Here is a 25246-nt window from a genome sequence, read left to right as displayed (position 1 = left end):
TAAGGCTTGTTAAGCCATTACTTCATTCAGGTTTGGTAACTGCAGTCTGCCGAAACGGTGCAGCGTGTTCAAATGTGAGCGCACGGCCTGCATAAAGGTTTTGCTCTCAATATACGTGAGGTTAAATTCTGAAGCGGTTTGCTTTACAATTTCAGCCAAAGCCGGGTAATGCACATGGCTGATACGCGGAAACAAATGGTGCTCGATCTGGAAATTCAGTCCGCCTACGTACCACGACAGCCACTTACTCTTGCGGGCGAAATTAGCAGTAGTGTTCAATTGATGGATCGCCCAGTCGTTCTCGATAACACCGCTTTCACTTGGCACCGGATGGCTGGTACCTTCTACTGTGTGCGCCAACTGGAACACCGTAGAAAGGATGATACCGACTGTAAAGTGCATCAGCAAAAAGCCAAGCAAAACTTCCCAGAAAGGTATACCGAAAATGAGCGTCGGAGCAACCAGAATCGAGAAGAAATAGAGCAATTTAAATGCTACAATCTTAATAAAAGCAACTGTGTTTTCAGACCTGGAACTGGCGTTTACTCCGCTTTTAATGTACTTGAAGAACTGTATAAAATCTTTTAGAGTTACCCAGTAAAGCGTGAGTAGCCCGTAGAAGAACAAAGCGTACGCCCATTGCACTTTATGGATAAACTTAACCTCAGTGTGTGGAGAAAAACGCAGCACGACCATGTCGTCAATGTCTTCGTCCATATCCACTACATTGGTATAGGTATGATGCAGAATGTTGTGCTGTAGTCTCCAGTTAAAAGCGGAAGCTCCTAACAGGTTCACGGAGTGCGCCATCAGGTAGTTCATGGTTTTGCTCTTCGAAAAAGCACCGTGATTAGCATCATGCATCACACTCATGGCTACGCCGGCCGCTCCTATGCCCATCACAATCCAAAGCATGAAGCTAATCGCCACATGTGGTGTAAAAGTAAGCAAGGCCGCAAAAGGTATTACATAGAGCAAAAGCAGTACAATGCTCTTCACCATGATGCTGGTGTTACCATATTTGGGTAATTTATTCTCTGAAAAATAAGCGTCCACACGTTTGCGGAGCGTCGGAAAAAACAGACTTTTGTCTTTATTAACGAATTTTACTTTGCCTTTAAGCTTCATTTAATCTACTTGATAATCTAAAAATTACGCGCACTTCAAAAACTGTTTTACGACTCTGCGAGTCCCTGCGTTTACATCTGCTTAGCTAAGAACAGGTTGTATCCCTCTTTGTTCCTCTTAATCAGAAACTTGCAGTTGATACAAGAAAAACGGATTTACGCAATTGGGGTGCAAATATAAAGGGGAAACAGGAAACTACCGGCTTCTAGCGTTAATTTGATTTTTTAGCCGATGGCCTCGTTCAAACTAGGCAGCCTTCCGAAGCGATGCAGCGTAGCAATATGCGATCGAACTGCTTGCCCAAAAGTTTCATTCTCCATGTACGGGATACCAAATTCGGCAGCTGTTTCTTTCACAATACCTGCTATGGCCGGATAGTGCACATGGCACACACGCGGAAACAGGTGGTGCTCGATCTGGAAGTTAAGGCCACCTACGTACCACGACAAGATCTTATTATGACGTGAAAAATTAACCGTCGTATGCATCTGATGAATGGCCCAGTCGTTCTCAATTATGCCATGCTCGTCTGGCCTCGGGTGGGTAGTACCCTCTACCGTATGTGCTAACTGGAACACGACAGTCAGAATTATACCCGCCACAAAGTGCATCAGCAAAAAGCCAAGCAGCACCTGTAAAAACGGAATCCCGAAGAACAATGTCGGCACCCCGATTATCACGAAAAAGTACAGAAGTTTCATAGCTACCAGTTTGATAAACCATGTTCTGTTCTCAGCAGTTGAGTTGTTATTTACACCGGTCTTTTTGAAGAGTGCATACTGCACAAAATCTTTTGCTACCACCCAATAGAGCGTTAGCAAGCCATAAAACACAAAAGCGTATATCCATTGTATTTTATGAAAAAACTTCACTTTAGAATGGGGATTAAAACGCAGCACCAGCCTGTCCTGTATGTCTTCGTCCAGCTCCACTACATTGGTATAGGTATGGTGAAGGATGTTGTGCTGTAGTTTCCAGTTAAAAGCGGAGCCCCCCACTAAATTTAATGTATGGCCCATCAGGTCGTTTACACGCTTGCTTTTAGAAAAAGCACCATGGTTGGCGTCGTGCATCACGCTCATGCCTATACCTGCCACGCCCAGGCCCATTACGAACCACAGCAGCAAACTAAGCGGATAAGCCGGTTGAAAAGCGAGTAGCGCCAGAAATGGCAAAAAGTAGGTTAGCAGCAGCACCACACTCTTCACTTTCATGGTTGTGTTGCCGGTTGTCGGAATATTATTCTCAGCAAAATAAGCGTCTACCCGTTTGCGGAGCGTAGAGAAAAACAGGTTCTTATCTTTGTTAACGAATTTTACTTTGCCTTTGAGTTTCATAATTTTAATGATGCGTGATATCGTAATTCATACAAAGAATCATAAACTCAAAGGTGAATTTCGGGTGATTTAAGAAGCAACCGCTTATAATATAATATACTACATACTATAATGATGCCAGACAGTTACTTAGCCTAAACTATAGGCCAGTTAAATCTTAATGACCCACAAGTTAAGTATAAATAGGGAAATTTGATTATTCGATCTCTAAATAGTGGGATATATGTATAACCTGCCGGCAAGCAATTAAGTTTCAGCCAATAGCCCAGGGCCCGGGTGCTTTCCGTGCGCTATTTACCCGTTCTCAGTATAGTTATCGCTCTGTTTCATAAACCGGACTGGCGGCTAAAGATCTGCGGGAGATAAAATGATAGCTCACCAGCAGCATCAGGCTTAAGGTAGTTACAAAGGCCATTACACCCGTCATGGGCAGCAAGGTACGGTTGTGCAGGTAACTTACTGCTGCTGATGCCAGTGCTCCTGTTCCCATCTGTAAACTGCCTAGTATAGCCGACGCACTTCCGGCATTTTTGGTGAAAGGCGTCATGGCCAGCGCCGATGCATTCGGGTTGATGATGCCCAAACTGAACATAAAGCTGAAAAGCAGAAGCAATGTACCAACCGCAGTCAGGGTACCCGTTAAACTTCCGAAAAGCAGCGCCATGGCAGCTACAAACTGTAACATGCCTACTTTCAGGGTTATCTGTTTACTTGTTTGCCGGCGCAGCAATAACCTGTTAAACTGGCTGCCGGTAATGTATCCTGCCGCATTCATGGCAAACGCTATTCCGTACATTTTATCAGATAACCCAAAGTACTCCATAAATACGAAAGGCGACCCCGAGATATAAGCAAACAAACCAGCCGACGCCAGGCTACTACCAATTGCATACGTCAGGAAAGTCCGTTCTTTCAGCACCGAAGAAAAATCGCGGAGAATAAACCGGGGTTTAAGCGAGATGGATGTATCTGCTCCTTTACTTTCGGGTAACAAACGGGCCACGGCAAAAAGTACTGCCGCGGCTATAGTTGCCAGCACTACAAATATAAACTGCCAGCCAACCGCTGCTGTTACATAGCCACCTATAGTTGGCGCAATTATAGGTGCTACACCCATTATTAGCATCAGCGTAGAGAAAACATTCGGTATATCCTTCAATGGAAAAAGATCTCGGACCATGGCACGGCTGGCTACCATGCCTACGCAACCACCCAGTGCCAGCAACAGTCGTAACCCAATAAGCCACTCCACCGACGGCGCTAAGGCACAGCCCAGCGAAGCCAGCACAAAAATGCTAAGCCCGATCAGCAACGGTTTCTTTCTCCCGAATCTATCTATCAACGGGCCATAGATCAGCTGGCCAACGGCTATACCAATAAAGTAACTCGTGAGCGACAAGCCTACATGGGCTATATCGGTGTTAAGGTCTTTGGCAATGGCCGGGAAGCCCGGCAGGTACATATCAATGGCAAAAGGACCGAGCGCTGCCAGGGCACCCAGTACCAGAATTATAGTTCTGTATTGTTTTTTTTGCATGTAAAACTTTAAGCGGCAACTGCCGGAAATAAACGAAAGCGCAAACTTAACCCATAGAGCCAAGTATGCGCTTTCTGCAACTATAAAATTATTTTAATACCCGATGGTAAAACGCTTACGAATAAACTGCGGCTTTTCCAGTTCGTCCAGCACAGCCACGGCATAGTCTTCGTACGAAATGTTGCTTTCACCTTTTTCGTTCACAACCGGGTTTTCAGTGCCTAAGCGGAATTTACCGGTACGCTCGCCCGGCCCGATCATAAATGCCGGACTGAAAAAGGTCCACTCCAGTTCGTTTTCCTGCTGATAGATCTTAAGCGAATCGCGCTGTGCGGAGGCTCCTTCTTTCCAGTCGGCCGGAAAATCAGGAGTATCGACGGCCTGCACGCCAGGCGCTACATACAAACTACCGGCACCGCCAACGTTCAGCAAGCGCTTAACACCAGCTTTTTTGGCTGCGCTAATAACTGATTCGGTTACCTTGTTATGGCTCGAATAATCGGTACCGGGGCCCCACCCCGAACTATAGGAAATAACCACAGCATCATGTCCTTCTATTTTAGCGGCAAGGTCGTCTGCATCCAGCGCATCGCCTTTGGTTACTACCAGGCTTTCGTTTTCCAAAGTAAGTTTAGACGGGTCACGTACGATGGCTGTCACTTCGTGGCCTCTGCTCAGGGCTTCGTGGGTAATGCGACTGCCAATATTTCCGCTGGCTCCTATAATGGCTATTTTCATGGATTCTGAAACTATAGTTTAAATTCTGATTTCAAGTTGCTAATCATCTATAACAACAAACTCCAACTATAGTTTACGTAGTTCAGCCAATCAATTCAGTTCCTTTTTCATGATCACCATGCCACGGTATTCCGGTTTCATCGCTTCGAAGTCTAACCTGTAAGTACCGCAGTGTGCATAGCCATTCTGCTCGTAAAACCGGATGGCATCGTGGCTGCTGTCCATGGCTTTCAGCCAGATCACTTTCTTGTTTCGTTCCCGGGCAAACTGTTCTGTAAAGTTCATCACCTGCTTTCCAACTCCCTTACCTGAGTCTGCTTTTGTAAGGTAAATCCTTTCCAGTTCCAGGGCATCCTCCGGACTATAGTTTTCCAGCGCTTTGTTATTGTTCAGTTTCAGGAAGCCAACCAGTTCATCAGCATCATGCACCAGGAAAAAAGCGGCATCGGTATCTTCTAGTTCACTTTTCAGAGCAGCATCACTAAAACTTTTCTCAATGTACCAGGCACCGCCATCGTTCCATAAATGCAGGTAATGGTCGCCGTAAGCGTTCAGGGCAATATCCTGTAAAGTATGCAGATCTGAAATGGTGCAGGGAACTATAGAAACATCTGGCATAAAAAAAATTAGCATAATTGAAGTCGCAAAAATACGGCTAAGACAGGTAAGGTAAAATGATACCCTAAACTATAGTTTGCAGGAATTGCACCGGCTTTTAATTCACCCCCTTCAACTTCAAAGCCTATAAAACTATAAACAACTGATTAACAAACTATAGCCATCAAAAACAAGCTGAAAACGAAAACGTAAAACAGGATTAGTTAAACTGTATTGTTATGAGACTATTTCACAGATTCATACCATTATTGATCACCGTATTTCTACTAGGTAGTTGTACCGGTGAGGGCTGGAGCCGAAAAGCAAAAGGTGCTGCCGTTGGTGGTGCTACAGGTGCTGCAGCCGGTGCTGCTGTTGGGGGCACTAAAGGTGCTGTAATTGGTGCTGCAGCCGGAACAGCTGCCGGCGGTGCCATTGGTCGTAAAAAAGACAAAAAGAAAGACCGCAAACGTTACGAAGGATACCGCGACAAAGAGAAAAACGATAACAGGTAAAACAAAAGGCTGCCCGCTGGGCAGCCTTTTGCATGAAACACGTTTCTTACGGCAGTTAAACAATATAAGAAACAGTTAAAATATAAAAGTCGCCCGGGCAGAGGACCGGACGACTCTTAATTCTGATTTGGCTTTATCTTAGAAACCGCTCACATTCAAGCGTCCGCCAGTTACACACTTACCAGACAGGGAAGCTGTTGGAACAGCACTGCTCATGATAGCATTTTTGATTGCCGCCGCTGTAGCACCCGGATTTTTGGCTGCATATAAAGCAACACCACCCGTTACGTGAGGCGTAGCCATTGACGTACCGTTATAAGAAGAATACGAGTTTAAGGCTGTAGTTGAGTTTATAGCAGAACCCGGAGCACCGATATCTACAGTTGTAGCGCCATAGTTAGAGAACGATGACTTAGCACCAGAAGAGGTGATAGCTGCTACTGCAATTACATTCGGAAGGTCCATGTTAGATGGGTAGCTGGCTACTGCATCGTTATTATCGCCAACGCCATCGCTGCCACCGTTACCGGCTGCTGCCACAAAAAGGATCTCTTTTGCATTTGCACGGCTAACCGCATCGTAAAGTGCCTGCGAGAAGCCACCGCCACCCCACGAGTTATTGCTGGCAACTACGTTCATGCCGTGTCTGTTCTTCAGGTCTGTCAGGTAATCAACAGCTTTTACTGCATTTGCCGTAGTACCGCCTCTGCGGCCTAAGAATTTAAGCGAGATCATAGTTACGTTCCAGTTAACGCCAACTACGCCCTTGCCATCGTTCACGGCACCTATTGTTCCGGCAACATGTGTTCCGTGATCATCCAGGCTGCCTCTTGAGCCACCATCATACACCTCGTTATCGTTACCATCAAAATCCCAGCCATGCACGTCATCCACATAGCCGTTGCCATCGTTGTCAATACCATCAATCGGGTCGTAAGGGTTTGTCCATACGTTTGCAGAAAGGTCAGGGTGTGAGTGCTGAATACCTTCATCAATAATACCAACTACCACCGAAGAAGAGCCAGTGTTACCAGTTGCCCATGCTTCGCCGGCCTGGCTGCCATACTGGTTTGCCGGTGATGTACCGTCGCCGTATAAGCCCCACAGCGAACCGTTGGTGAAATAAGGATCAGAAGAAGCTGCGCTGTGCGTGTAGATATAGTTTGGTTCAACGTATTCTATTTCAGCAGCTCCTTTTAATTTGCTCAGCGCTTCCAGGGCTGCCATTGGCGTATGTACCAACGTAAGACCTTCTCTGTCGCCAACACGCTCCATTGCTCTTGTAAGGATGTGCTCTTTAACATTACCGCTGATACGTGCCAAAGCAGCTGATCTCGCATCTGCTGAAGTACCTGCTTTAAACTTTACAAGCACTTCGTTCGGCACCATGGCCTGTCCCTTACCAACAGCCTGCATTTCACTTGAAGTTGCAAACTCTTTCTCTTCCAACATCGCTTCTTTTTCGCAGCTTGTAAGTACAGCCGCAGACAGGATTGCCATTGCAACAGCAGACTTTCCTGCTGTCAGGTAGTTTTTAATCATGATAGTTTTGTTTTAGGTGTTAAGTGAGTGTTATTGTGAAAATGAATTTCTTCTTTTAAAAATGATATTCAAAGGAAGGTTTGCCTACAAAAGTAACGCCCCGTAAAAAGCTACACAAAAGCACTTTACACAAAAACAGAATCAAAAACAGCCTTAAAACAGACTGGCAGATTTATATATAAAAAGTTAAATTTTTGTAAAAAGTAACAATATACTTTTACTATACTTTAAATTTATTTTTGAATTGCGCCCTCAATACGCCAACTATAAACCGGCAACAAAAAAGGGTTGGCCGAAATCCGGCCAACCCTTTTTATATTGTTTAAACCTGAGCTTACAGGTGAATCACTTCGTCGTAAGCGGCAGCGGCAGCTTCCATAATAGCCTCGCTCATAGTTGGGTGCGGGTGTACCGACTTGATGATCTCATGGCCGGTCGTCTCCAATTTGCGGGCAACTACCACTTCTGCTATCATCTCGGTTACGTTTGCTCCGATCATGTGCGCGCCCAGGAACTCACCATATTTAGCATCAAAGATCACTTTAACGAAACCATCTTTTGCACCGGCAGCGCTTGCCTTACCTGATGCCGAGAACGGGAATTTACCAACTTTTATCTCGATACCCTGCTCACGTGCCGCCTTCTCAGTAAGACCAACCGAAGCGATCTCAGGAGAGCAGTACGTACAGCCTGGTATGTTGCCATAGTTTAACGGCTCCGGGTGATGACCTGCAATAGCTTCCACGCAGATGATACCTTCGGCAGATGCCACGTGCGCCAACGCCGGACCAGGAACGATGTCACCGATCGCGAAAATACCGTCCACGTTTGTCTTATAGTATTCATCCACTACAACACGGCCACGATCAACTTTAATACCCAGTTCTTCCAGGCCAATGTTCTCCAGGTTTGTCTGGATACCCACTGCCGAAAGCACTACTTCTGCTTCCAGTATCTCTTCACCTTTGGCCGTTTTAACAGTCACCTTACACAGGTCGCCGTTTGTATCTACTTTCTCTACCGAAGAGTCTGTCATGATGCTGATACCAGACTTTTTGAAAGACTTGGCCAGTTGACGAGACACTTCTTCATCTTCCACAGGAACGATGTTCGGCATATATTCTACTATAGTTACCTTGGTACCCATGGCGTTGTAGAAGTAAGCAAACTCCACCCCGATAGCACCAGAACCAACTACTACCATAGACTCAGGCTTTTTATCCAAAGCCATTGCCTGGCGGTAACCGATGATCTTTTTACCATCTATTGGCAGGTTAGGTAGCTCACGTGAGCGGGCACCAGTTGCGATGATGATGTTGGTAGCTTCTACTGTATCTTTTTTGCCTTCAGCATCTGTAACTTCAACTTTACCTTTGGCAACAATTTTACCGGTACCCATTATCGCATCTATCTTGTTTTTGCGGAACAGGAACTGGATGCCTTTGCTCATGCCATCAGCTACACCACGGCTACGCTTCACTACTGCGTTAAAGTCTACTGATGCTTCGCCAATGTTGATACCGTAATCAGCGGCATGGTTGATATATTCAAAAACGTTCGCGCTTTTAAGTAAGGCTTTTGTAGGGATACAGCCCCAGTTAAGACAGATACCACCAAGCGACTCGCGCTCGATAACGCCAACCTTTAAACCCAACTGCGACGCACGTATAGCTGCTACATAACCGCCCGGGCCACTGCCAAGCACTACTAAGTCGTATTTTGATGCCATAGTTTCTATATTTAAAATGATGAGCAAAATTAATCGGAAATACCAACTTAGCAAAACCCAACCCCAAAGCTAGTTTGGCACAATGGTAAGACAGGCGTTGCACGCTGGCACGAAAGCAGCATAAAAACAGGAAAATATTTTTAAAAGAGGCCTTATCTGCTGTTCTTTGCGCTGATAAAGAAATCATTACCCTTAGTGCATGAGAAAACTTTTACCTCTACTCCTATTCATATTTGTTTCTTTTACTGCTTTTGCCCAGAAATCGGCGAAGGAATATTTTATCAGCGGAAACGAAAAATTTAAAGCCGGCAAATACACCGATGCTATTAAAGACTACGACCAGGTACTAAAACTGGAGCCTAAACACGCTGTTACGCTCACCAATCGTGGTGTAGCTAAAGACCGCCTGCTGGACTACCGTGGCGCCATTGAAGACTTTACCCAAGCCATTGCCATAGACCCAAAGTACACGGAAGCTTACCTGAGCCGCGGCCTGGCCAAGTATAACTTGAAAGACTACCGCAGCGCCCTCCTGGACTATAACAAAGGCATAGAACTGCGCCCTAAAGATGCCAAAGCCTATAACAACCGTGGCCTGGTACGTTACGGCCTGAAAGACTATAGCGGCGCCATTGCCGACTATACCAAAGCTCTTACTTTAAACACCCGATACGAAGAAGCCTACTATAACCGCGGCGCTCCCAAGTACAACCTCGGCGACAAAGCCGGTGCCTGCGCCGACTGGACTAAAGCCAAACAAATGGGGGTTAAGGAAGCGGATCAGTATCTGAAGAAATTTTGTAAATAGGTTCGTAAAAACGCATCAACTTTAAAAAAGGATAAACGGCATTGTAACCGTTTATCCTTTTTTGTTTCTAATTTCCTCTTTGTCATCCCGAGCGTCAGCCTAGGGATCTTATATGTCTTATAGTTCGATCTCTTCTAACTTGAACCAAGCTATCCTTTCAAATCACCTCTAGTCCTGGGAGCTCTACTCACCTATCGTTTCAATCAGGCTTTGGTGCCCTCACGGCCGGGAGGCCTCGTCTTCGGGCATCGCGCTGTGCGAATCTCTTTTGCTCCTTCGTCGCAATGCCTGCGGCACCAGATATTCACAAGGCGCTCAACCCAAAGACTGTGATATTTCTCATAGTAACCATCCATCTATAATTTGATCCGGTAAGCTTCGAAAATTATCGTGGCTGTATTTCCGTAGGGACAGGTCGCGACCTGTCCACCCGACAGGCTGTAATATGAAACTAAAAATCCAACTATAGCAACACCCGAAATTCCCCTCTTGAGAGGGGCAGGGGTGTGTAAACTCCCTCTCCTGTTTTTAGGAGAGGGCTGGTGTGAGGTAAAACCACAATAAGCTGAACTATCAATTTGTGCTTAAATCATATTTATTTTTCAAACATATACTTAACGCTATATTAAAATCGTTTACCTTTATATTCGCGAAGCTTATGCGCTTTGCAGCTCTGAGAACGAACTTTTAGGAAAGAACAGGTAGAACTACCTGGTGTGTATAGATAAGCGGGAACCTGGAGAAGTAGTGCCGAAAGTTACAGGCAATCAGATGTTACCGTGCTTATTTTAACCAACCTATACACATGAAACAAAACTTATTACTGGCCCTGTGCCTGTTGTTCAGCTCTATTGCCTTCGCGCAAAGCCCCGCCTCCACCGGCACTATTAAAGGGACTGTTATCGACTCTACTACCCTGAAACCTGTAAGCTATGTAACGGTAGTACTCACGCACCCTGACAAAAACGAACCCATCAAAAGCACTTTCACCAAAGACAACGGTTCTTTTGAGTTCACTGGCGTTCCGCTGGCGAAGTACAAGCTCATTTTTACCTTTGTTGGCTATAAACTACAGACCTCAGAAGTAACTTTAGATGCCGGTAAAACTATAGTTGATGCAGGAAAGATCAGTCTGGCATCATCGGCGCAGCAACTGAAGGAAGTGGAAGTAGTAACCGAAAAGCTACTCGTTACACAGGATGTAGACAAGCTGAGCTATAACGTGGAGATGGACCCTGAGAGCAAAACGATAACTGCCCTGGATATGCTCCGCAAAGTCCCGATGCTCAGCCTCGACTCAGACGAAAACATTAAACTGAATGGTAGTGGCAGCTTTAAAGTACTGGTAAACGGGAAACCATCTACCTTGTTTGCCCGCTCTCCTAAAGATGTTTTCCGCAGCATGCCGGCCAGCAGCATTAAGCGCATCGAAGTAATAACCGACCCACCGGCTAAATACGACGCTGAAGGTATTGGCGGTATTATAAACGTAATTACTACTGATGCTCCTAAGAACGGCTATAATGGTAGTTTATACTTTTCGCAGGGCACACCCGAAAGCCGTTATGGGTCTGCAAACCTTACCGCTAAAGTTGGCAAATTCGGTTTTTCGGGATACGGTGGCACTAACAAATTCACTAGCCCCAGTAACTCCTCTGTTTTTCAGCGCTACGATAACCGGACTGGCATAAACCTGCTGCAAACCTCCAATGGCAACAACCGAAGCAACTATAGTTACATTGATGGCGAGATGAGCTTTGAGATAGATACATTGAATCTGCTCTCTGCTAAGTTCAGCCTGAATAACAGCAACTATACCTCTATAGGCCTGCAAACGGTAGAGGAATTTAATGAAGTAGGCACGCGCAACCTGGCTTACAGAAGGGAGAATACAAACGATGGTATCTGGGGAGGATATGAGGTTGGCCTCGATTACCAGCACACGTTCAAGCGTAACAAAGATCAGCTGCTTACACTGTCTTATAAAGTCGGTAACAATAAAGACGAAAGCGATGGCAGCATCTTATTCGGATCTATCGAAAACTATAACGGGGCGACAAATACGCAAACCCAAAACTATGGCAGCTCTATGGAGCAAACCATACAGGCCGATTATGTGCACCCGATCAAAAAACACTCCCTGGAGTTAGGTGCCAAAACAATACTCCGGGATAATAGCAGCGACTATTTCTACCGCAACTATGATTCCGAAACGGGTAACTATATAGAAGATGAGAAACTTAGCAACGAGTTTGACTATAGCCAGAACATTTACGCAGCCTATGCTTCTACCAGCTTAAAATTAAATAAATGGGGAGTGCGCATGGGGACCCGCCTGGAGCAAACCGTTGTAGATGCTGATTTCGGTAGCGCAGTTCCTATAACCGAACAGGATTACTTTAATCTGATACCAAGCATTGCCCTGACACGCACCCTGAAGAACATGGCTACTTTAAGGGTATCGTTTACGCAGCGTATTGAGCGCCCGAGTTTGTGGTACCTGAACCCGTATGTAAACAGAACTAACGAAAAGAGCGTGTCGTTTGGTAACCCGAAGCTGGAAGCAGCTACCAGCAATGTTTTAAGCCTGAGCCATAGTTTCTTTAAAGGCACTACCTCGCTTAACTCTACGTTTACCCATGCTTTTACCAACAATGCTATTCAGAACTATACTACCTTTAACCCGGCAGATTCTGTGAGCAGCACGACCTATGGCAATATTGGCGAGAACAGCACCTCTACCCTTACGCTTAGTGGCAACTCTACTTTGTTTAAGAACCTGAGCCTGAACCTGAGTGGTACATTCTCTTACAGTCAGCTTAGTGGCAGCATTAGTGGCCAGGACTTAGAGAACAGTGGGGTGAGCGGTTATATGCACAGTGGTTTGAGCTACAAATTCCCGAAGAACTGGCGAACAAGTGCCAATATGGGATATTATGCCCCACAGATAATGCTGCAGGGTAAATCATCGGGTATGATCTGGAACAGCTTTTCTGTAAACAAAAGCTTCCTGAAAGATCAAAAAGCAAGTGTGAGTTTATCGGTTTCGAATCCGTTCCAGAAATACTTTACCAACTACAACGAAGTTATTGGCCAGGACTTTACCCAGCGCAGCGAATATGAGTACCTGCGTCGCCGTGTAAGTATCGGGCTCAACTATAAATTCGGCAAGCTGAAAGAAGACATAAAACGCACCAAACGCGGCATTAAAAACGACGACCTGAAAGGCGGCGAAAGCAAAGGCGGTAACTAAACTATAAGCTATAGTTGCCCGCGTTCTAAAGCCCGGCTGCTCTTTGGGTAGCCGGGTTTTGTTTTCAAATTAGTTTCTACTTCATCCAGCATGTTATTCCGGATCATGAAAAGACTTCTTATAGTTATTTTTCTACTGAATACACTTAACGTATTCGCACAACCACAGCTCACCGAAAACCAGAAACTGGAAAGTTTAGCTAAAGTGTGGGGCTTTCTGAAATATTACCATCCTACTGTTGCAAAGGGCAAACTGGACTGGGATGCAGAACTGATGCAGAAAATTGTAGAAGTAAAAGCTACGAAAGACCAACAGGCCTTAAACAAATTATACAGCAACTGGCTCGATAAACTTGGTAAAGTAACGCCCTGCAAAAGCTGCGACAATAATGTACCCGACAGCCTGAAGCGCAACTTGGATCTGAGTTGGGTTTATGATAAAACAGTCTTAACATCTGAACTTAGCGAGCGCTTAGACTACATTCTGAAGAATCGAAATCAGGGCAAAAACCATTATGTGCGCTACCCTTACAAATTGTTTAAAACACAGGCTGAATTTACCGAGAAGAAGTATGAAGACCTAGAAGAGTTGCCATCAGAGGAATACCGTTTGTTAGGGTTGTTCAGGCACTGGAACATCATTAACTACTACTTCCCCTACAAATATACTACCGATGTGCCCTGGGATAGTGTGTTGACGAACATGTTACCAAAGTTCAGGAACGCAGCTAACACTCTAGATTACCACTTAGCCATGTTGGAGCTTAGTAACAGTATAAATGATGGGCACAACTTCTTCAGGACAAACTACACCCAACAGTATTTCGGAGGTTTTTATCCTGCTTTCAACTATAAGATTATCGATGACAAAATACTGGTTACAGGTTATTACCATAAGGGCTTTAGCCAGGCGGATAGTGTGAATGTAGGAGATGTGATTACTAAAGTGAATGGAGTACCTGTTGAAGATGTTCTTGCTCAAAAGCTACCTTATATCCCCGGTTCAAATTATAACTATAAAGTAAACTGGATCAATAGCCTTTTTCTAAACGGGGACACTCCTACCCTAACAGTAACTATAGAAAAAGATGGCGAGGAATACGAGCGGCAAATCAGAAGATACGCGTTTAGTCGGTTTGGCTACACACCTGATACCACCGCTCAACCGTCCTGGAAAATGCTAACTCCAGAAATCGGACTCATAAATATTGAGAGCCTTAAAACAAAGGAAATGAACAGCGCTATGAAAGAACTCCGGAACTCAAAAGCCATCATTATTGATATGCGGGAATATCCGGGCTACACTATAGGCGCTTTAGCAAAATATCTTCTTCCGGATAGAATAACAACCGCTGTTATGCCTTATCCTGATCTGAAGTACCCGGGAGTATTCCGGCCAAAGCAGATAAAATATGGCAAAAAGGGAAACAAAGATTATTACAAAGGCAAAGTGGTGTTGCTTGTAAATGCAGGAACTATGAGCATGGGAGAATTTGGCACCATGGCTTTCCAGTTTGCACCAAACGCAACTGTTATTGGCAGCCAGACTGCAGGCGCTGATGGTAACATCACATACATAGACTTTCCTGGTGGATTCAGGGCAAGCATGTCGGGCTTAGGTGTATATTACCCCGATGGCCGCGAAACCCAACGCATTGGCATTGTACCTGATATAGAAGTTAAGCCAACTATAAAAGGTGTTCTGAGCAAAAAAGATGATATATTAGAAAGAGCTATTCTTTTTATAGAGTCAGGTAAATAATGTTAACAAACAGCTAATATTGTGAACTCAGAACTATAAACTGCCTTAAATGACCCAACCAAACTATACCATCCGCAACGCAAGACCCTCCGAATTTGCAGCTATCGGGAAACTGATGGTGCAGGTATATTCTCAACTGGATGGTTTTCCGAAAGAAAAGGAACAGCCGGCTTACTATAGCATGCTTTACAACATAGGAGAGTTTACAAACAAACCGGAAACGGAGCTTTTGGTAGCTGTTGCAGATGATGGTAAAATTGCAGGAGCTGTGGTATACTTTGGCGATATGCAATACTATGGATCTGGCGGCACCGCAACTCAGGAGCTGAACGCTGCCGGATTCAGGTTATTAGCTGTCAGCCCGGAGGCGCGAGGATTAGGAATCGGTAAATTGCTTACGCTCGAATGTATCCGCAAGGCGAAGGAAAATGACCTGTCGCAGGTAATCATCCATAGTACCAAAGCCATGAAAACTGCCTGGGCCATGTACGAGCGCCTAGGTTTTAAACGCTCCGAAGACCTGGATTTTATGCAACAGGAATTACCGGTTTACGGCTTCAGATTATACTTAGCATAAGGCACAAACTATAAATAACTACCTCCTACCTATGAAGATGAACATCAAGAAGTGGCTGGCAATAAATGGCTTGCTATTTATTTTTTCGCTGCTGATTACATATCCTGCATTTGCAACAAACTATAACCCTAAAAACAAGCCCACCATTACTGAAAGGCAGGCACAAAACCTTTTTGCGTTTGCAAAGGCCTACGGTTTTGTAAAGTACTTTTACCCACTTCAGAAAAAGGAGCGAATAAACTGGCATTACATTGCAGCAACCGGCGCCCAAAGTGTCCTAAATGCCGAAGATGACACAGAACTGAAACAAGAATTAGATCGGCTATTCAATCCGATTGCGCCGCTCTTAACTTTCCATACCCAGCCCAGCACAAACTATAGCAGCAATATAACCAGCGCTGAAACCTACTATTATAATTTACACCAGGGATTAGGGCAGGATAAAGATGACTTACCACTTCTGACCCGAAAACTTTCAGGCTCGCTTTACCATAGTTCTATAGTTGCTGTAGATAATAAAAAGTATACGCAACTAGCAGCGGCAGGCACTATCCTTTCAGCAGATAGCGTATACACCGCTGAGATTTCTGATAACCTGTTTTGCTCTTTGCCACTTACCCTGACAGAGCAGGCATATAACAGTAACAAGGCCTATAAGCGCTTTAGCAAAAACTATAAACTAAATCTTAGTTCCCACTACGACCAACTGGCCAGCATTATCATCTTCTGGAATATTTTTCAGCATTTCCATCCTTACTTAGACAACACCATCGGTTGGGACAAAGTGTTCTTTGAAACTATAGCAAGGCTCTCTCCTACTACCACGGAAAGTGAGTTTAAACAAGTGGCAAGCAATATTACGAGCTCGTTAAACGACGGGCATGCCAGCATAAGTTATAGTAACAGCACCGGCATTTATAAACATACACCGGCTCCTCCTTTTGAAACCGGTTGGATAGAGAATAAGCTGGTAATAACTAAAAGCAATGTAAGTGGCACTGCGCTTCAGCAGGGCGATATCATTGAATCCATTAACGGAACTGATACAGAAGTTTTAATGAATCAGCTCAAACAGAAAATATCGGTTGCAAACCAAAAGAACAGAAATTTGGTGGCAGCAGAGCGGACGCTTAACTATAACCTGGCAGCTGATAAACCCAATACTTTAGTTATTACAGATGGCTCCGGTATTAAAAAGGAAGTTACGCTAGATGCAAAAACCTTTCAATTTAAAAAGGAAACCGGCCCAGCCGTAATAAAGGAAGTTGAACCGGGAATTTTTTACCTGGATGCATCCAGGATCAGTGAGAAAGACATCAAAGAGAACCTGGAATCACTGAAACAGGCAAAAGGAGTTGTATTTGACCTAAGAAAGAGACCAACCAATGCATTCACCTCAACAGTGTTGCCTTATTTTATCGATCAAGAACTGGAAACAGGTAACTGGTCGGTGCCAAACTATACATTCCCGAACCAGCAGCGCTTAAACTATAAACCGATTGCAAAGTGGCACATCAAGCCCAACGGAGAAACTATAACTGCACAAAAGGCTTTCCTGGTTGGTCACAACACTTTCAGTTTCGGAGAAACATGCGCTGAAATAATTGACCACTATAACATAGGAACTATAGTTGGCGAGAACACAGCCGGCACAAACGGAAACATTAACTTTGCTGGAGCAGGTAAACTACAGGTTCTCTGGACTGGAATGAGAGTACTGAAAAGAGATGGCAGCCAATATCATGGTATTGGGGTGATACCAGACATTTTAGTACAACCAACTATAAAAGATGTGAGGCAAGGCAGAGATACGCAGTTAGCTGCAGCTGTAGATCATTTAAAAACCCAATTTTAAGATACTCCTTGCTTCAGGTTACTATTATCCTTTACGTACAAAATAAGATAGCCCCTACACTATGAAATCTTTAATAACGGAGCGCCTGGCTATAAATGGTTTACTGCTTATTTTATCACTGTTTGTGTTACTGCATCTGCTTATACTTTTCGGCATTATTCCGTTCGAGATGGTTTGGGGCGGCAGAATAAAAAACCAAGAAGAGATGGTAAGGCTTGAGTTGGTTTCTATAGTTGCAAATTTACTGATGCTGGCTATAGTTGCCGTTAGAGCAGGGCTGCTGCGCATTCGTCTTAGCTATACTTTTATGCGGGTAGTTTTCTGGCTGATGTCCGGGCTTTTCCTCTTAAACACTGTTGGCAACATATTATCAACCAATGATTTTGAGCGGTTTGTATTCACTCCCGTAACAATTATACTTACAATGCTTTGCCTGCGGCTGGCCATCAGCAGCGAGCAAAAAGCAACTGCCTAATTATACTTTATAACTACAAAAGCCGCTGACACTACCATAGTACCAGCGGCTTTTTCAATATCAACATATAGTTCCTACAACACCTGCCCCACCCCAAAAAGCAATACAAACAGCAAGGTAGTAATGGCCATTTGTTTTAAATAAGGATCAAGTTCTTTGGATGTTTGTTTGCGCCACACATTTACCCCGTTAACTATAAGCAGCGGCAAAGCAAGTATAAAAAGCAACTGCCACCAACTATAGAAGTTAAACGCCACATAAGCAAACGCGCTCAGCGTTCCGGCGATCAGTAAAAACAAGTGGTAGATACGGGCCCGTTTCGGGCCGAGGCGGACAGGTATAGAGTGCTTGCCTGCCAGCACATCGGAGTTGATATCGCGGATGTTGTTTACATTTAGCACGGCGGTAGCAAAAAAGCCGCAAACCATAGCCGGAAGCACAACTATAATTTCTATAGTTTGCGCCTGTAGAAAGTACGTTCCCAGAACACCTACCAACCCGAAAAAGAAGAATACGAACACATCGCCGAGCCCGGCATAGCCATAAGGTTTATCGCCAGCCGTATAGTTTATCGCCGCCCAGATAGATGCCAGCCCTAAGCCTAAAAACAGCAATGCTAACGACATACCTTCAGTGCCAAAAGCCATCCAAAGCAAGCCCAGCCCAGACACCAGCGAAAGCAAGCTGAACACGATCATACCCTTTTTCATCTGCTCAGCTTTAATATGTCCGGCCTGCACAGCACGCATTGGTCCTTCGCGGTGCACGCTGTCTGCCCCGTGTTTTGAGTCGCCGTAATCGTTGGCCAGGTTGGACAGTATCTGCAGGAAAAGGGTTGTGAGCACGCATAGTGCCACTATAGTTCCGTTAAAAACACCGTTGGCAGCCGCCATAAATCCACCCATGCCAATGCAGCTGAGCGCCAGTGGCAGGGTACGTGGCCTAAAAGCCGAAATCCAGGCCTTTACAAGACCTGGATTTCGGGAAGTATGTTCTGTTGTAGTCAATGTAATTGCTGTTTTGCTTTCGCAAATATAGCTATAGTTATTGGTTAATAGCAGCCAGTATCTCCTCACCCATCGGCTTGGCCTTAGACGGGAAAAAAGCTACTACTTCGCCCTGCTCGTTCACCAGGTATTTGCAGAAGTTCCAGTTCGGTTCTTCGTTGTTAGGTGCATTCTGGGCAAGCCAGGTATAAAGCGGGTGCTGGTCGTCGCCAACCACCGATATCTTATCCATCATCTGGAACGTAACGCCATAGTTCTTCTCACAAAAAGCAGCTATATCTTCACTCGAGCCGGGCTCCTGTCCGCCAAAGTTGTTAGCCGGGAAACCAACTATAACCACTTTGTCACCGTGAGTTTTGTGCAGTTCCTGCAGGTCTTTGTACTGCGGCGTAAAACCGCACTCCGATGCCGTATTCACCAGCAATACTTTCTTGCCTTTGTACTGCGAAAAGTCAACTTCACGGCCTTCCAGCGTAGCCATTTTAAAATCGTAAAAACCTTGTTGTGTCTGTGTTTCTGTTGCCATAGTTTTATCGGTTTGTGCGTTACCGGTAGCCGTATTAGTGTTATTGTTACCAGAACAAGCTACCATCATAGCTAATACCGGCAGCGCAGCCAAAAGTTTAAACAAGCTTTTCATATAGTTTATAGTTTACGGTTGATAACCGGTGTTTATAGGTAATTGTTTGACCAGTGATGAGCTAAGGTATTTAAGATTTAACGGACTATAGGATTTTACATTTCCAGATTTACGTTAGCAGATAAAAGTCCCCCTTCGAAGGGGGCAGGGGGATGACCTACGTTTGCGAACTTTCAATCCAGCCAACTATAACACGTTCCACATTCGACAGGTCTTTCATCACTTCTTCATCATTAAATCTTAAAGTAGTAAATCCTAAATCAGCAATCTCTTTATCCCGCTTTAAATCTTCTTCTGTCTTAAAATTGTGGGAGTAGCCATCCACTTCAATTATCAATTTGAGTTCCTTACACAAGAAATCAGCAATGTAATTTCCAACAGGCCGCTGTCGCAGGAAAGTATAACCAGTTCTCCCTTTACTCAACACTTCGCACCATAACCGCACTTCTGTCTTTGTAGATTCCTGTCTAAGTGATCTTGCAAATGGCTTTAATTTAGGATTATAGTTATGATTATGTGGCATGGCTCGTGGTACGTTCGTCATCCCCCTACCCCCTTCAAAGGGGGACTTATCTCCTAACGAGCAGAAAACACGTCAGGTCTAAAAGCGAAACCCTACCAATCAAAAACCTCTTTCTATATAATCACAGAACTTACATACGCTCCGGCACGGCAATACCCAGCAGCCCCATGCTTTCGCGCACGAAACGGGCAACCATGGCAGATAGCGCAATACGGAAGTTACGTGCCTGCTCGTCGGTTTCGTTGAAGATGGATATCTCCTGGTAGAAACGGTTGTAGGCTTTGGCCAGTTCGTAGGCATAGTTGGCAATAACAGATGGCGCGTGCAGTTTGCCGGCTTCTTCTACAACAGCTCCGAAATTGGCAAGTTGGGTGATAACCTCCTGCTCTGTTTCGTGCATGGTCTCTATCGTATCAAAAGCAGTTACATCTACTTTTAAACCCATTTCAGAAGCTTTGCGAAGGATAGCCGCGATACGCGCATGTGTGTATTGAATGAACGGACCGGTGTTGCCACGGAAATCAATTGACTCCTGCGGATTGAACAGCATGCGTTTCTTCGGATCTACTTTCAAAAGGAAGTATTTCAGGGCACCCATTGCCAGCGTGTGGTATAGTTCCTTCGCCTGCTCCGGCGTAAAGCCTTCTATCTTACCCAACTCTTCGGTCTGCTGACGCGCGGTGTCGATCATTTCCTGCACCAGTTCATCAGCATCAACCACAGTACCTTCCCTCGATTTCATTTTACCGGAAGGGAGATCCACCATGCCGTAAGACAAATGATAGATACCTTCAGCGTATGGTTTGCCTAACTTTTTAAGAACAGCCTTTAGTACCTGGAAATGGTAGTTCTGCTCATCGGCTACTACATAAATGGACTGGTCGTAAGGAAAGTCGTTATACTTCAGCTCAGCGGTGCCCATATCCTGTGTAATGTAAACCGATGTTCCGTCAGCTCTTAAAAGTAGTTTCTCGTCCAAACCTTCATCCGTCAAATCAACCCAAACAGAGCCATCCGGCTTTTTAAAGAATACACCTTTTGCCAGGCCTTCTTCTACACGCTCTTTGCCCAGCATGTAGGTCTCCGACTCGTAGTAGAATTTATCGAAATCAACGCCGATGTTCTTGTAAGTGGCATCAAAGCCTTCGTACACCCAACCGTTCATCTGCTTCCACAGGTCTACTACTTCTTTGTCGTTCTGCTCCCATTTCTGCAGCATTTCCTGGGCTTCCAGTATCAGCGGTGCCTTCTTTTTAGCTTCCTCTTTATCCATACCACCGGCTACCAACTCGTCTATCTGCTCTTTGTAAGCTTTATCGAACTGCACGTAGTATTTACCGGCCAGGTGGTCGCCTTTAATGCCACTGCTTTGTGGTGTTTCGCCGTTACCAAACATCTGGTACGCCAGCATCGATTTACAGATGTGTATGCCACGGTCGTTTACCAGGTTGGCTTTCATTACATCGTGGCCGTTGGCTTTCAGTATTTCCGAAACTGAGTAGCCTAAAAAGTTATTGCGCAGGTGGCCCAGGTGCAACGGTTTGTTAGTGTTTGGCGATGAGTACTCTACCATCACTTTTTTGCCACTATTCTCGCCGTAGCCATACTTCTCATTGCGCATCAGCTCACGGAAGATATTAAGCCACTCAGTCTGCTCCACTTCCAGGTTCAGGAAGCCTTTTACTACGTTAAAATCTTTTATCTCTTTGGCATTCTCTTTCAGGTACTCGCCCAGCGCCTGGCCTATCTGCTCAGGGCCTTTGCCAGCCTGCTTGGTAAACGGGAAGGTTACAAAAGTAAAAGAGCCGGCAAACTCTTTGCGTGTAGGCTGCAAAGCAATCTGGTCGGCATCAACTGTTATATTAAAAAGGGCCTGAAGCGCCTCGCTTATACTTTTAGAGATAGTAGCTTGTAATTGCATTAATGTATGGCTGTACTTTTAGATTCTTTGTGTAAAATGGCTTCGGTGGCGGTTTCGAGTATATCGAAGGCGTTCTCGGCCATGGTATTTTCTGTGTCCAGGGTTGGATTGATCTCGGTCATTTCGAAACAAACGATGCGCGGATCCTGCAATAAAGCCGAAGTCAGCTCTTTTGCTTCATCCACGGTTAGACCGGTCTCCACTGGCGTTCCTGTTCCTTTCGAGAATTTCGAATCCAGGCTATCCACATCAAAAGACACATATATTATTTCGCAGTCATGCAGGTGCTCCAGGGCATCGGCAGCTACCTGAGCTACGCCTTTGGTGCTTACCTCGGCGTACGTATAGTTTCTGATGCCGTACTTGCTCATCAAAAAATCTTCCGGCTCTTCGGTGTCGCGCACGACCATGTAAACCAGGTGCTGCGGCTCCAGTTTCGGGCCATCTACACCTAGCTTTTTAAGGGAGTTCCAGAAGAAGATGGTTTCCGGTTCAGGTTCGTTTATCTGGCGCTCCAGGTTATCAATGTGCAGGGCGGCAGCCAGGGGCATACCGTGCATGTTACCAGATGGAGATGTGAACGGCGAATGAATATCGGCATGGGCATCTATCCATATTACTCCCAGGGTTTTATCAGGGTAAGCGGCTTTTACACCGGCTATAGTTCCGTGTGCGTTGGAGTGGTCGCCAGAGAGTACCAGCGGAAACATATCCATTGCAATCGTTTGTTCTACGGTGTTGGCTATGTTCTTCTGAACGGTAAGTATACTATCGATGCGGTGCGCGTTCGGGAAAAGGTCTTTATCGAATAACGTATAGTTCAGATCGGGTACAGAAACAGAATTGAAGCGCTTGAAATAGTCAGATCCTTTGTCCCAGCAGGCTACCCGCAGTGCATCTATCCCCATACTGGCGCCGCGCGTACCGGCTCCCAGCTCCGACCTCACTTCTATCAGTTTCACTTTTTTCATAGATTTTGAACAAACTTATTGCAAAGATGGTAAATAACGATCAATATTGCATATTTTCTTATAATCCCACAATCGAGAATGGATAAATATACCGACCTCATCCACCAGACATTCGACTTCCCGACAGACGAGTTTCAGGTGGAGAATAATGAGCTGCTTTTTAATGGTATTCCGCTAATGGATATCATCAAAAAATATGGCACTCCTCTTAAATTAACATACCTGCCAAAGATAAGTTCGCAGATACAGCGCGCAAAAAAGCTGTTTAACGAGAGCATCGAAAAGCTGAACTATAACGGTACATACACTTACTGCTACTGTACCAAGGCATCGCATTTCTCTTTTGTGCTGGAAGAAGCCCTGAAAAACGACATCCATATCGAAACTTCGTCGGGTTACGATATGCAGATCATTAAGTCGCTTTACAAAAAAGGCAAGATCGATAAGAACACATACATTATATGCAACGGCTTTAAGCGCCAGCAATACCGCCAGTGGATATCAGAATTCATAAACGATGGCTTTGTGAACTGTATGCCGATACTGGACCACATTGGCGAGATTGAGTATTACAAAGAGCACGTAAAGGCAAAGACCAAACTGGGTATGCGCCTGGCCTCTGACGAAGAGCCGAAGTTCGAGTTCTATACCTCCCGCTTAGGTGTGCGCTACAATGATGTGATTGACCTGTATGAGCAACAGATAAAGCCGGACGACAGATTTGAGCTTAAAATGCTGCACTACTTTATAAACACAGGTATAAAAGATACGTCGTATTACTGGTCGGAGCTGAGCCGCTTTGTGCACAAGTACTGCGAACTCAAAAAAGTTTGCCCGGAACTTGATACGATCGACATTGGTGGCGGCTTCCCGATCAAGACCTCTATTCAGGTAGAGTACGATTACCGCTACATGACCGAGGAGATACTGAGAACTATAAAGCGTATCTGCACTGAAGAGGGAGTGCCAGAGCCAAACATCTTTACCGAATTTGGTATTTTTACGGTAGGCGAGAGTGCGGCCAACATCTATTCTATACTGGACGAAAAGCTGCAGAACGATAAAGAACTATGGTATATGATAGACGGTTCTTTCATTACAAACCTGCCGGATGCGTGGGCTCTGAACCAGCGCTGGCCACTGCTCGCCATTAACCACTGGGACAAGGAATACCGCAGAATACAGTTGGGCGGTATGACCTGCGACAGCCAGGATTACTATAACTCCGAGATGCACTCGTTCCAGGTATTTTTACCGAAACTCCCTAAAGATGAGCAGCTTTACATTGGCTTCTTCCATACGGGCGCGTACCAGGAACAATTGAGCGGTTATGGTGGCATTAAACACTGCCTGATACCGTCGCCACAGCATATTTTAGTGGATAAAGACGAAAATGGTGAATTAAAGACGTGGCAATTTGCTCCGGAGCAAACAAGTGAGTCGATGTTACGTATCTTGGGCTACGAAGCATAAGGTAAACACTATTTTCACTTTTTTTAGTGAACTGTTTTTGCTTTAATTGTATTTCCCTTATTTTTGATCTACCATCGTTAAATATTCACCGTCATGAAAAAGTTATTAGTATTCGGTACGCTTTGCCTTGCTATGGGCATGGCTTCCTGCAAAACCTACTGCCCGGCTTACAACTATAACCTGGGTAACGTAGAAAATCCTTCTGTAAAGGAGAAAGTTAGCGTATCGGCATCTAACGAGACTCCAGCAACAGAGAGAGTAAACGGCTAATTTTATAGTTGCTTACCACCCTTAAAAATATAAAACCGGCTTATGGCCGGTTTTTTTATTTTGGTGAGTTTTGTAAACTATAGCTGTAGGGTACTTTTGAAATTTTAAGTATAAGTTCCAGCTTGGTAAGGAACAATTCCCCTCTTGAGAGGGGTTAGGGGTGTGTTTACAATATAAGAGAACACATACCATACAAACCATACTTAAAAGAATTGGCTAGACAACTGCGTAACAACAGCACGCTAAGTGAAGTACTTCTATGGCAAGAATTGAAAGGCAGCAAAATGCTGGGCTTTGACTTCCATCGCCAGAAGCCACTCGATAATTTTATAGTTGATTTCTATTGCAGTGAATTGAAACTGGCTATTGAGATAGATGGAGATTCACACAACTATAGCTTTGCAAAAGACACTGCACGTCAGCAACAACTAGAAAGTTTTGGGATTTATTTTCTCCGATTTACTGATTTTGAAGTTAAACAGAATATGCCAAATGTTTTGCGGACTATAGAGTGCTGGATATTGGATCAGCAAAAGTAAACACACCCCTAGCCCCTCTCAAGAGGGGAATTGATCTTACCTATTTCTAA

The 25246-nt window shown here is 44.8% G+C and carries 23 protein-coding genes; 10 read left to right on the top strand and 13 right to left on the bottom strand.

What is annotated here, in order from left to right; translation table 11 throughout:
- Positions 1–9 precede the first annotated feature (9 nt).
- From ABS362_RS09695 to ABS362_RS09675, 5 genes are all read right to left on the bottom strand, one after another.
- The gene (locus tag ABS362_RS09695) at positions 10–1128 is read right to left on the bottom strand and encodes a fatty acid desaturase family protein (protein ID WP_350412244.1); all 1119 of its coding nucleotides are present in this window, start codon (positions 1126–1128) and stop codon (positions 10–12) included.
- A gap of 224 nt (positions 1129–1352) precedes the next feature.
- Positions 1353–2465: a fatty acid desaturase family protein gene (locus tag ABS362_RS09690; RefSeq protein ID WP_350412243.1), complete on the bottom strand. Its 1113-nt coding sequence runs from the start codon at positions 2463–2465 to the stop codon at positions 1353–1355.
- A gap of 313 nt (positions 2466–2778) precedes the next feature.
- Positions 2779–4002, bottom strand: a complete 1224-nt coding sequence (locus ABS362_RS09685; protein WP_350412242.1) for a multidrug effflux MFS transporter — start codon at positions 4000–4002, stop codon at positions 2779–2781.
- Positions 4003–4095: 93 nt separating this feature from the next.
- On the bottom strand, positions 4096–4740 hold the full coding sequence (locus ABS362_RS09680) for an NAD(P)-dependent oxidoreductase (RefSeq protein ID WP_350412241.1): 645 nt from the start codon (positions 4738–4740) through the stop codon (positions 4096–4098).
- A 90-nt stretch (positions 4741–4830) separates the two neighbouring features.
- A complete protein-coding gene (locus tag ABS362_RS09675) occupies positions 4831–5373 on the bottom strand; it encodes a GNAT family N-acetyltransferase (RefSeq protein ID WP_350412240.1) in 543 nt (180 codons plus the stop codon).
- 203 nt (positions 5374–5576) lie between these two features.
- Here ABS362_RS09675 and ABS362_RS09670 point away from each other — a divergent pair, with 203 nt between their 5' ends.
- Positions 5577–5852: a YMGG-like glycine zipper-containing protein gene (locus ABS362_RS09670; RefSeq protein WP_350412239.1), complete on the top strand. Its 276-nt coding sequence runs from the start codon at positions 5577–5579 to the stop codon at positions 5850–5852.
- Between the two features lie 138 nt (positions 5853–5990).
- On the opposite strand, the gene ABS362_RS09665 is transcribed toward ABS362_RS09670, so the two are convergent.
- Together ABS362_RS09665 and lpdA are read right to left on the bottom strand one after the other, a co-directional pair.
- Positions 5991–7394: a S8 family peptidase gene (locus ABS362_RS09665; RefSeq protein ID WP_350412238.1), complete on the bottom strand. Its 1404-nt coding sequence runs from the start codon at positions 7392–7394 to the stop codon at positions 5991–5993.
- Between the two features lie 334 nt (positions 7395–7728).
- Positions 7729–9123: a dihydrolipoyl dehydrogenase gene (gene lpdA, locus ABS362_RS09660; RefSeq protein WP_350412237.1), complete on the bottom strand. Its 1395-nt coding sequence runs from the start codon at positions 9121–9123 to the stop codon at positions 7729–7731.
- A 199-nt stretch (positions 9124–9322) separates the two neighbouring features.
- Between lpdA and ABS362_RS09655 the strand changes: the two genes are divergently transcribed.
- Complete coding sequence (locus ABS362_RS09655) at positions 9323–9931, top strand: tetratricopeptide repeat protein (protein ID WP_350412236.1); 609 nt, start codon at positions 9323–9325, stop codon at positions 9929–9931.
- A gap of 203 nt (positions 9932–10134) precedes the next feature.
- On the opposite strand, the gene ABS362_RS09650 is transcribed toward ABS362_RS09655, so the two are convergent.
- Positions 10135–10287: a hypothetical protein gene (locus ABS362_RS09650; RefSeq protein WP_350412235.1), complete on the bottom strand. Its 153-nt coding sequence runs from the start codon at positions 10285–10287 to the stop codon at positions 10135–10137.
- A 449-nt stretch (positions 10288–10736) separates the two neighbouring features.
- On the opposite strand from ABS362_RS09650, the gene ABS362_RS09645 reads away from it, so the two are divergent.
- The 5 genes from ABS362_RS09645 to ABS362_RS09625 all read left to right on the top strand — a co-directional run bounded on the left by ABS362_RS09645 (position 10737) and on the right by ABS362_RS09625 (position 17852).
- Positions 10737–13184, top strand: a complete 2448-nt coding sequence (locus ABS362_RS09645) for a TonB-dependent receptor (protein WP_350412234.1) — start codon at positions 10737–10739, stop codon at positions 13182–13184.
- A gap of 105 nt (positions 13185–13289) precedes the next feature.
- Positions 13290–14945, top strand: coding sequence for a S41 family peptidase (locus ABS362_RS09640; protein ID WP_350412233.1), 1656 nt, complete (start codon positions 13290–13292; stop codon positions 14943–14945).
- Between the two features lie 49 nt (positions 14946–14994).
- The gene (locus ABS362_RS09635; RefSeq protein WP_350412232.1) at positions 14995–15522 is read left to right on the top strand and encodes a GNAT family N-acetyltransferase; all 528 of its coding nucleotides are present in this window, start codon (positions 14995–14997) and stop codon (positions 15520–15522) included.
- A 31-nt stretch (positions 15523–15553) separates the two neighbouring features.
- On the top strand, positions 15554–17377 hold the full coding sequence (locus tag ABS362_RS09630; protein WP_350412230.1) for a S41 family peptidase: 1824 nt from the start codon (positions 15554–15556) through the stop codon (positions 17375–17377).
- 61 nt (positions 17378–17438) lie between these two features.
- A complete protein-coding gene (locus ABS362_RS09625; protein ID WP_350412229.1) occupies positions 17439–17852 on the top strand; it encodes a hypothetical protein in 414 nt (137 codons plus the stop codon).
- A gap of 74 nt (positions 17853–17926) precedes the next feature.
- Here the strand turns inward: ABS362_RS09625 and ABS362_RS09620 are convergent, their stop codons facing one another.
- The 5 genes from ABS362_RS09620 to rocF form a co-directional block, all read right to left on the bottom strand.
- Positions 17927–18859, bottom strand: a complete 933-nt coding sequence (locus ABS362_RS09620) for a 1,4-dihydroxy-2-naphthoate polyprenyltransferase (protein WP_350412228.1) — start codon at positions 18857–18859, stop codon at positions 17927–17929.
- A 37-nt stretch (positions 18860–18896) separates the two neighbouring features.
- A complete protein-coding gene (locus tag ABS362_RS09615; RefSeq protein WP_350412227.1) occupies positions 18897–19499 on the bottom strand; it encodes a glutathione peroxidase in 603 nt (200 codons plus the stop codon).
- 157 nt (positions 19500–19656) lie between these two features.
- Positions 19657–20022, bottom strand: a complete 366-nt coding sequence (locus ABS362_RS09610; protein WP_350412226.1) for an endonuclease domain-containing protein — start codon at positions 20020–20022, stop codon at positions 19657–19659.
- 130 nt (positions 20023–20152) lie between these two features.
- On the bottom strand, positions 20153–21943 hold the full coding sequence (gene argS, locus ABS362_RS09605) for an arginine--tRNA ligase (RefSeq protein WP_350412225.1): 1791 nt from the start codon (positions 21941–21943) through the stop codon (positions 20153–20155).
- A complete protein-coding gene (gene rocF, locus ABS362_RS09600; RefSeq protein ID WP_350412224.1) occupies positions 21943–22914 on the bottom strand; it encodes an arginase in 972 nt (323 codons plus the stop codon). Before rocF ends, argS begins: the two co-directional genes overlap by 1 nt.
- Before the next feature lie 78 nt (positions 22915–22992).
- Between rocF and ABS362_RS09595 the strand changes: the two genes are divergently transcribed.
- The 3 genes from ABS362_RS09595 (at position 22993) to ABS362_RS09585 (ending at position 25196) form a co-directional block, all read left to right on the top strand.
- Complete coding sequence (locus ABS362_RS09595) at positions 22993–24387, top strand: type III PLP-dependent enzyme domain-containing protein (RefSeq protein WP_350412223.1); 1395 nt, start codon at positions 22993–22995, stop codon at positions 24385–24387.
- 93 nt (positions 24388–24480) lie between these two features.
- Positions 24481–24657, top strand: coding sequence for a hypothetical protein (locus ABS362_RS09590; RefSeq protein ID WP_350412222.1), 177 nt, complete (start codon positions 24481–24483; stop codon positions 24655–24657).
- Between the two features lie 212 nt (positions 24658–24869).
- Positions 24870–25196: an endonuclease domain-containing protein gene (locus tag ABS362_RS09585; RefSeq protein ID WP_350412221.1), complete on the top strand. Its 327-nt coding sequence runs from the start codon at positions 24870–24872 to the stop codon at positions 25194–25196.
- The last annotated feature ends 50 nt before the right edge of the window (positions 25197–25246 follow it).

The sequence above is a fragment of the Pontibacter populi genome, assembly GCF_040278685.1.
Classification (GTDB): Bacteria; Bacteroidota; Bacteroidia; order Cytophagales; family Hymenobacteraceae; genus Pontibacter; species Pontibacter populi.
This window is presented reverse-complemented; position numbering and strand designations above follow the sequence as displayed.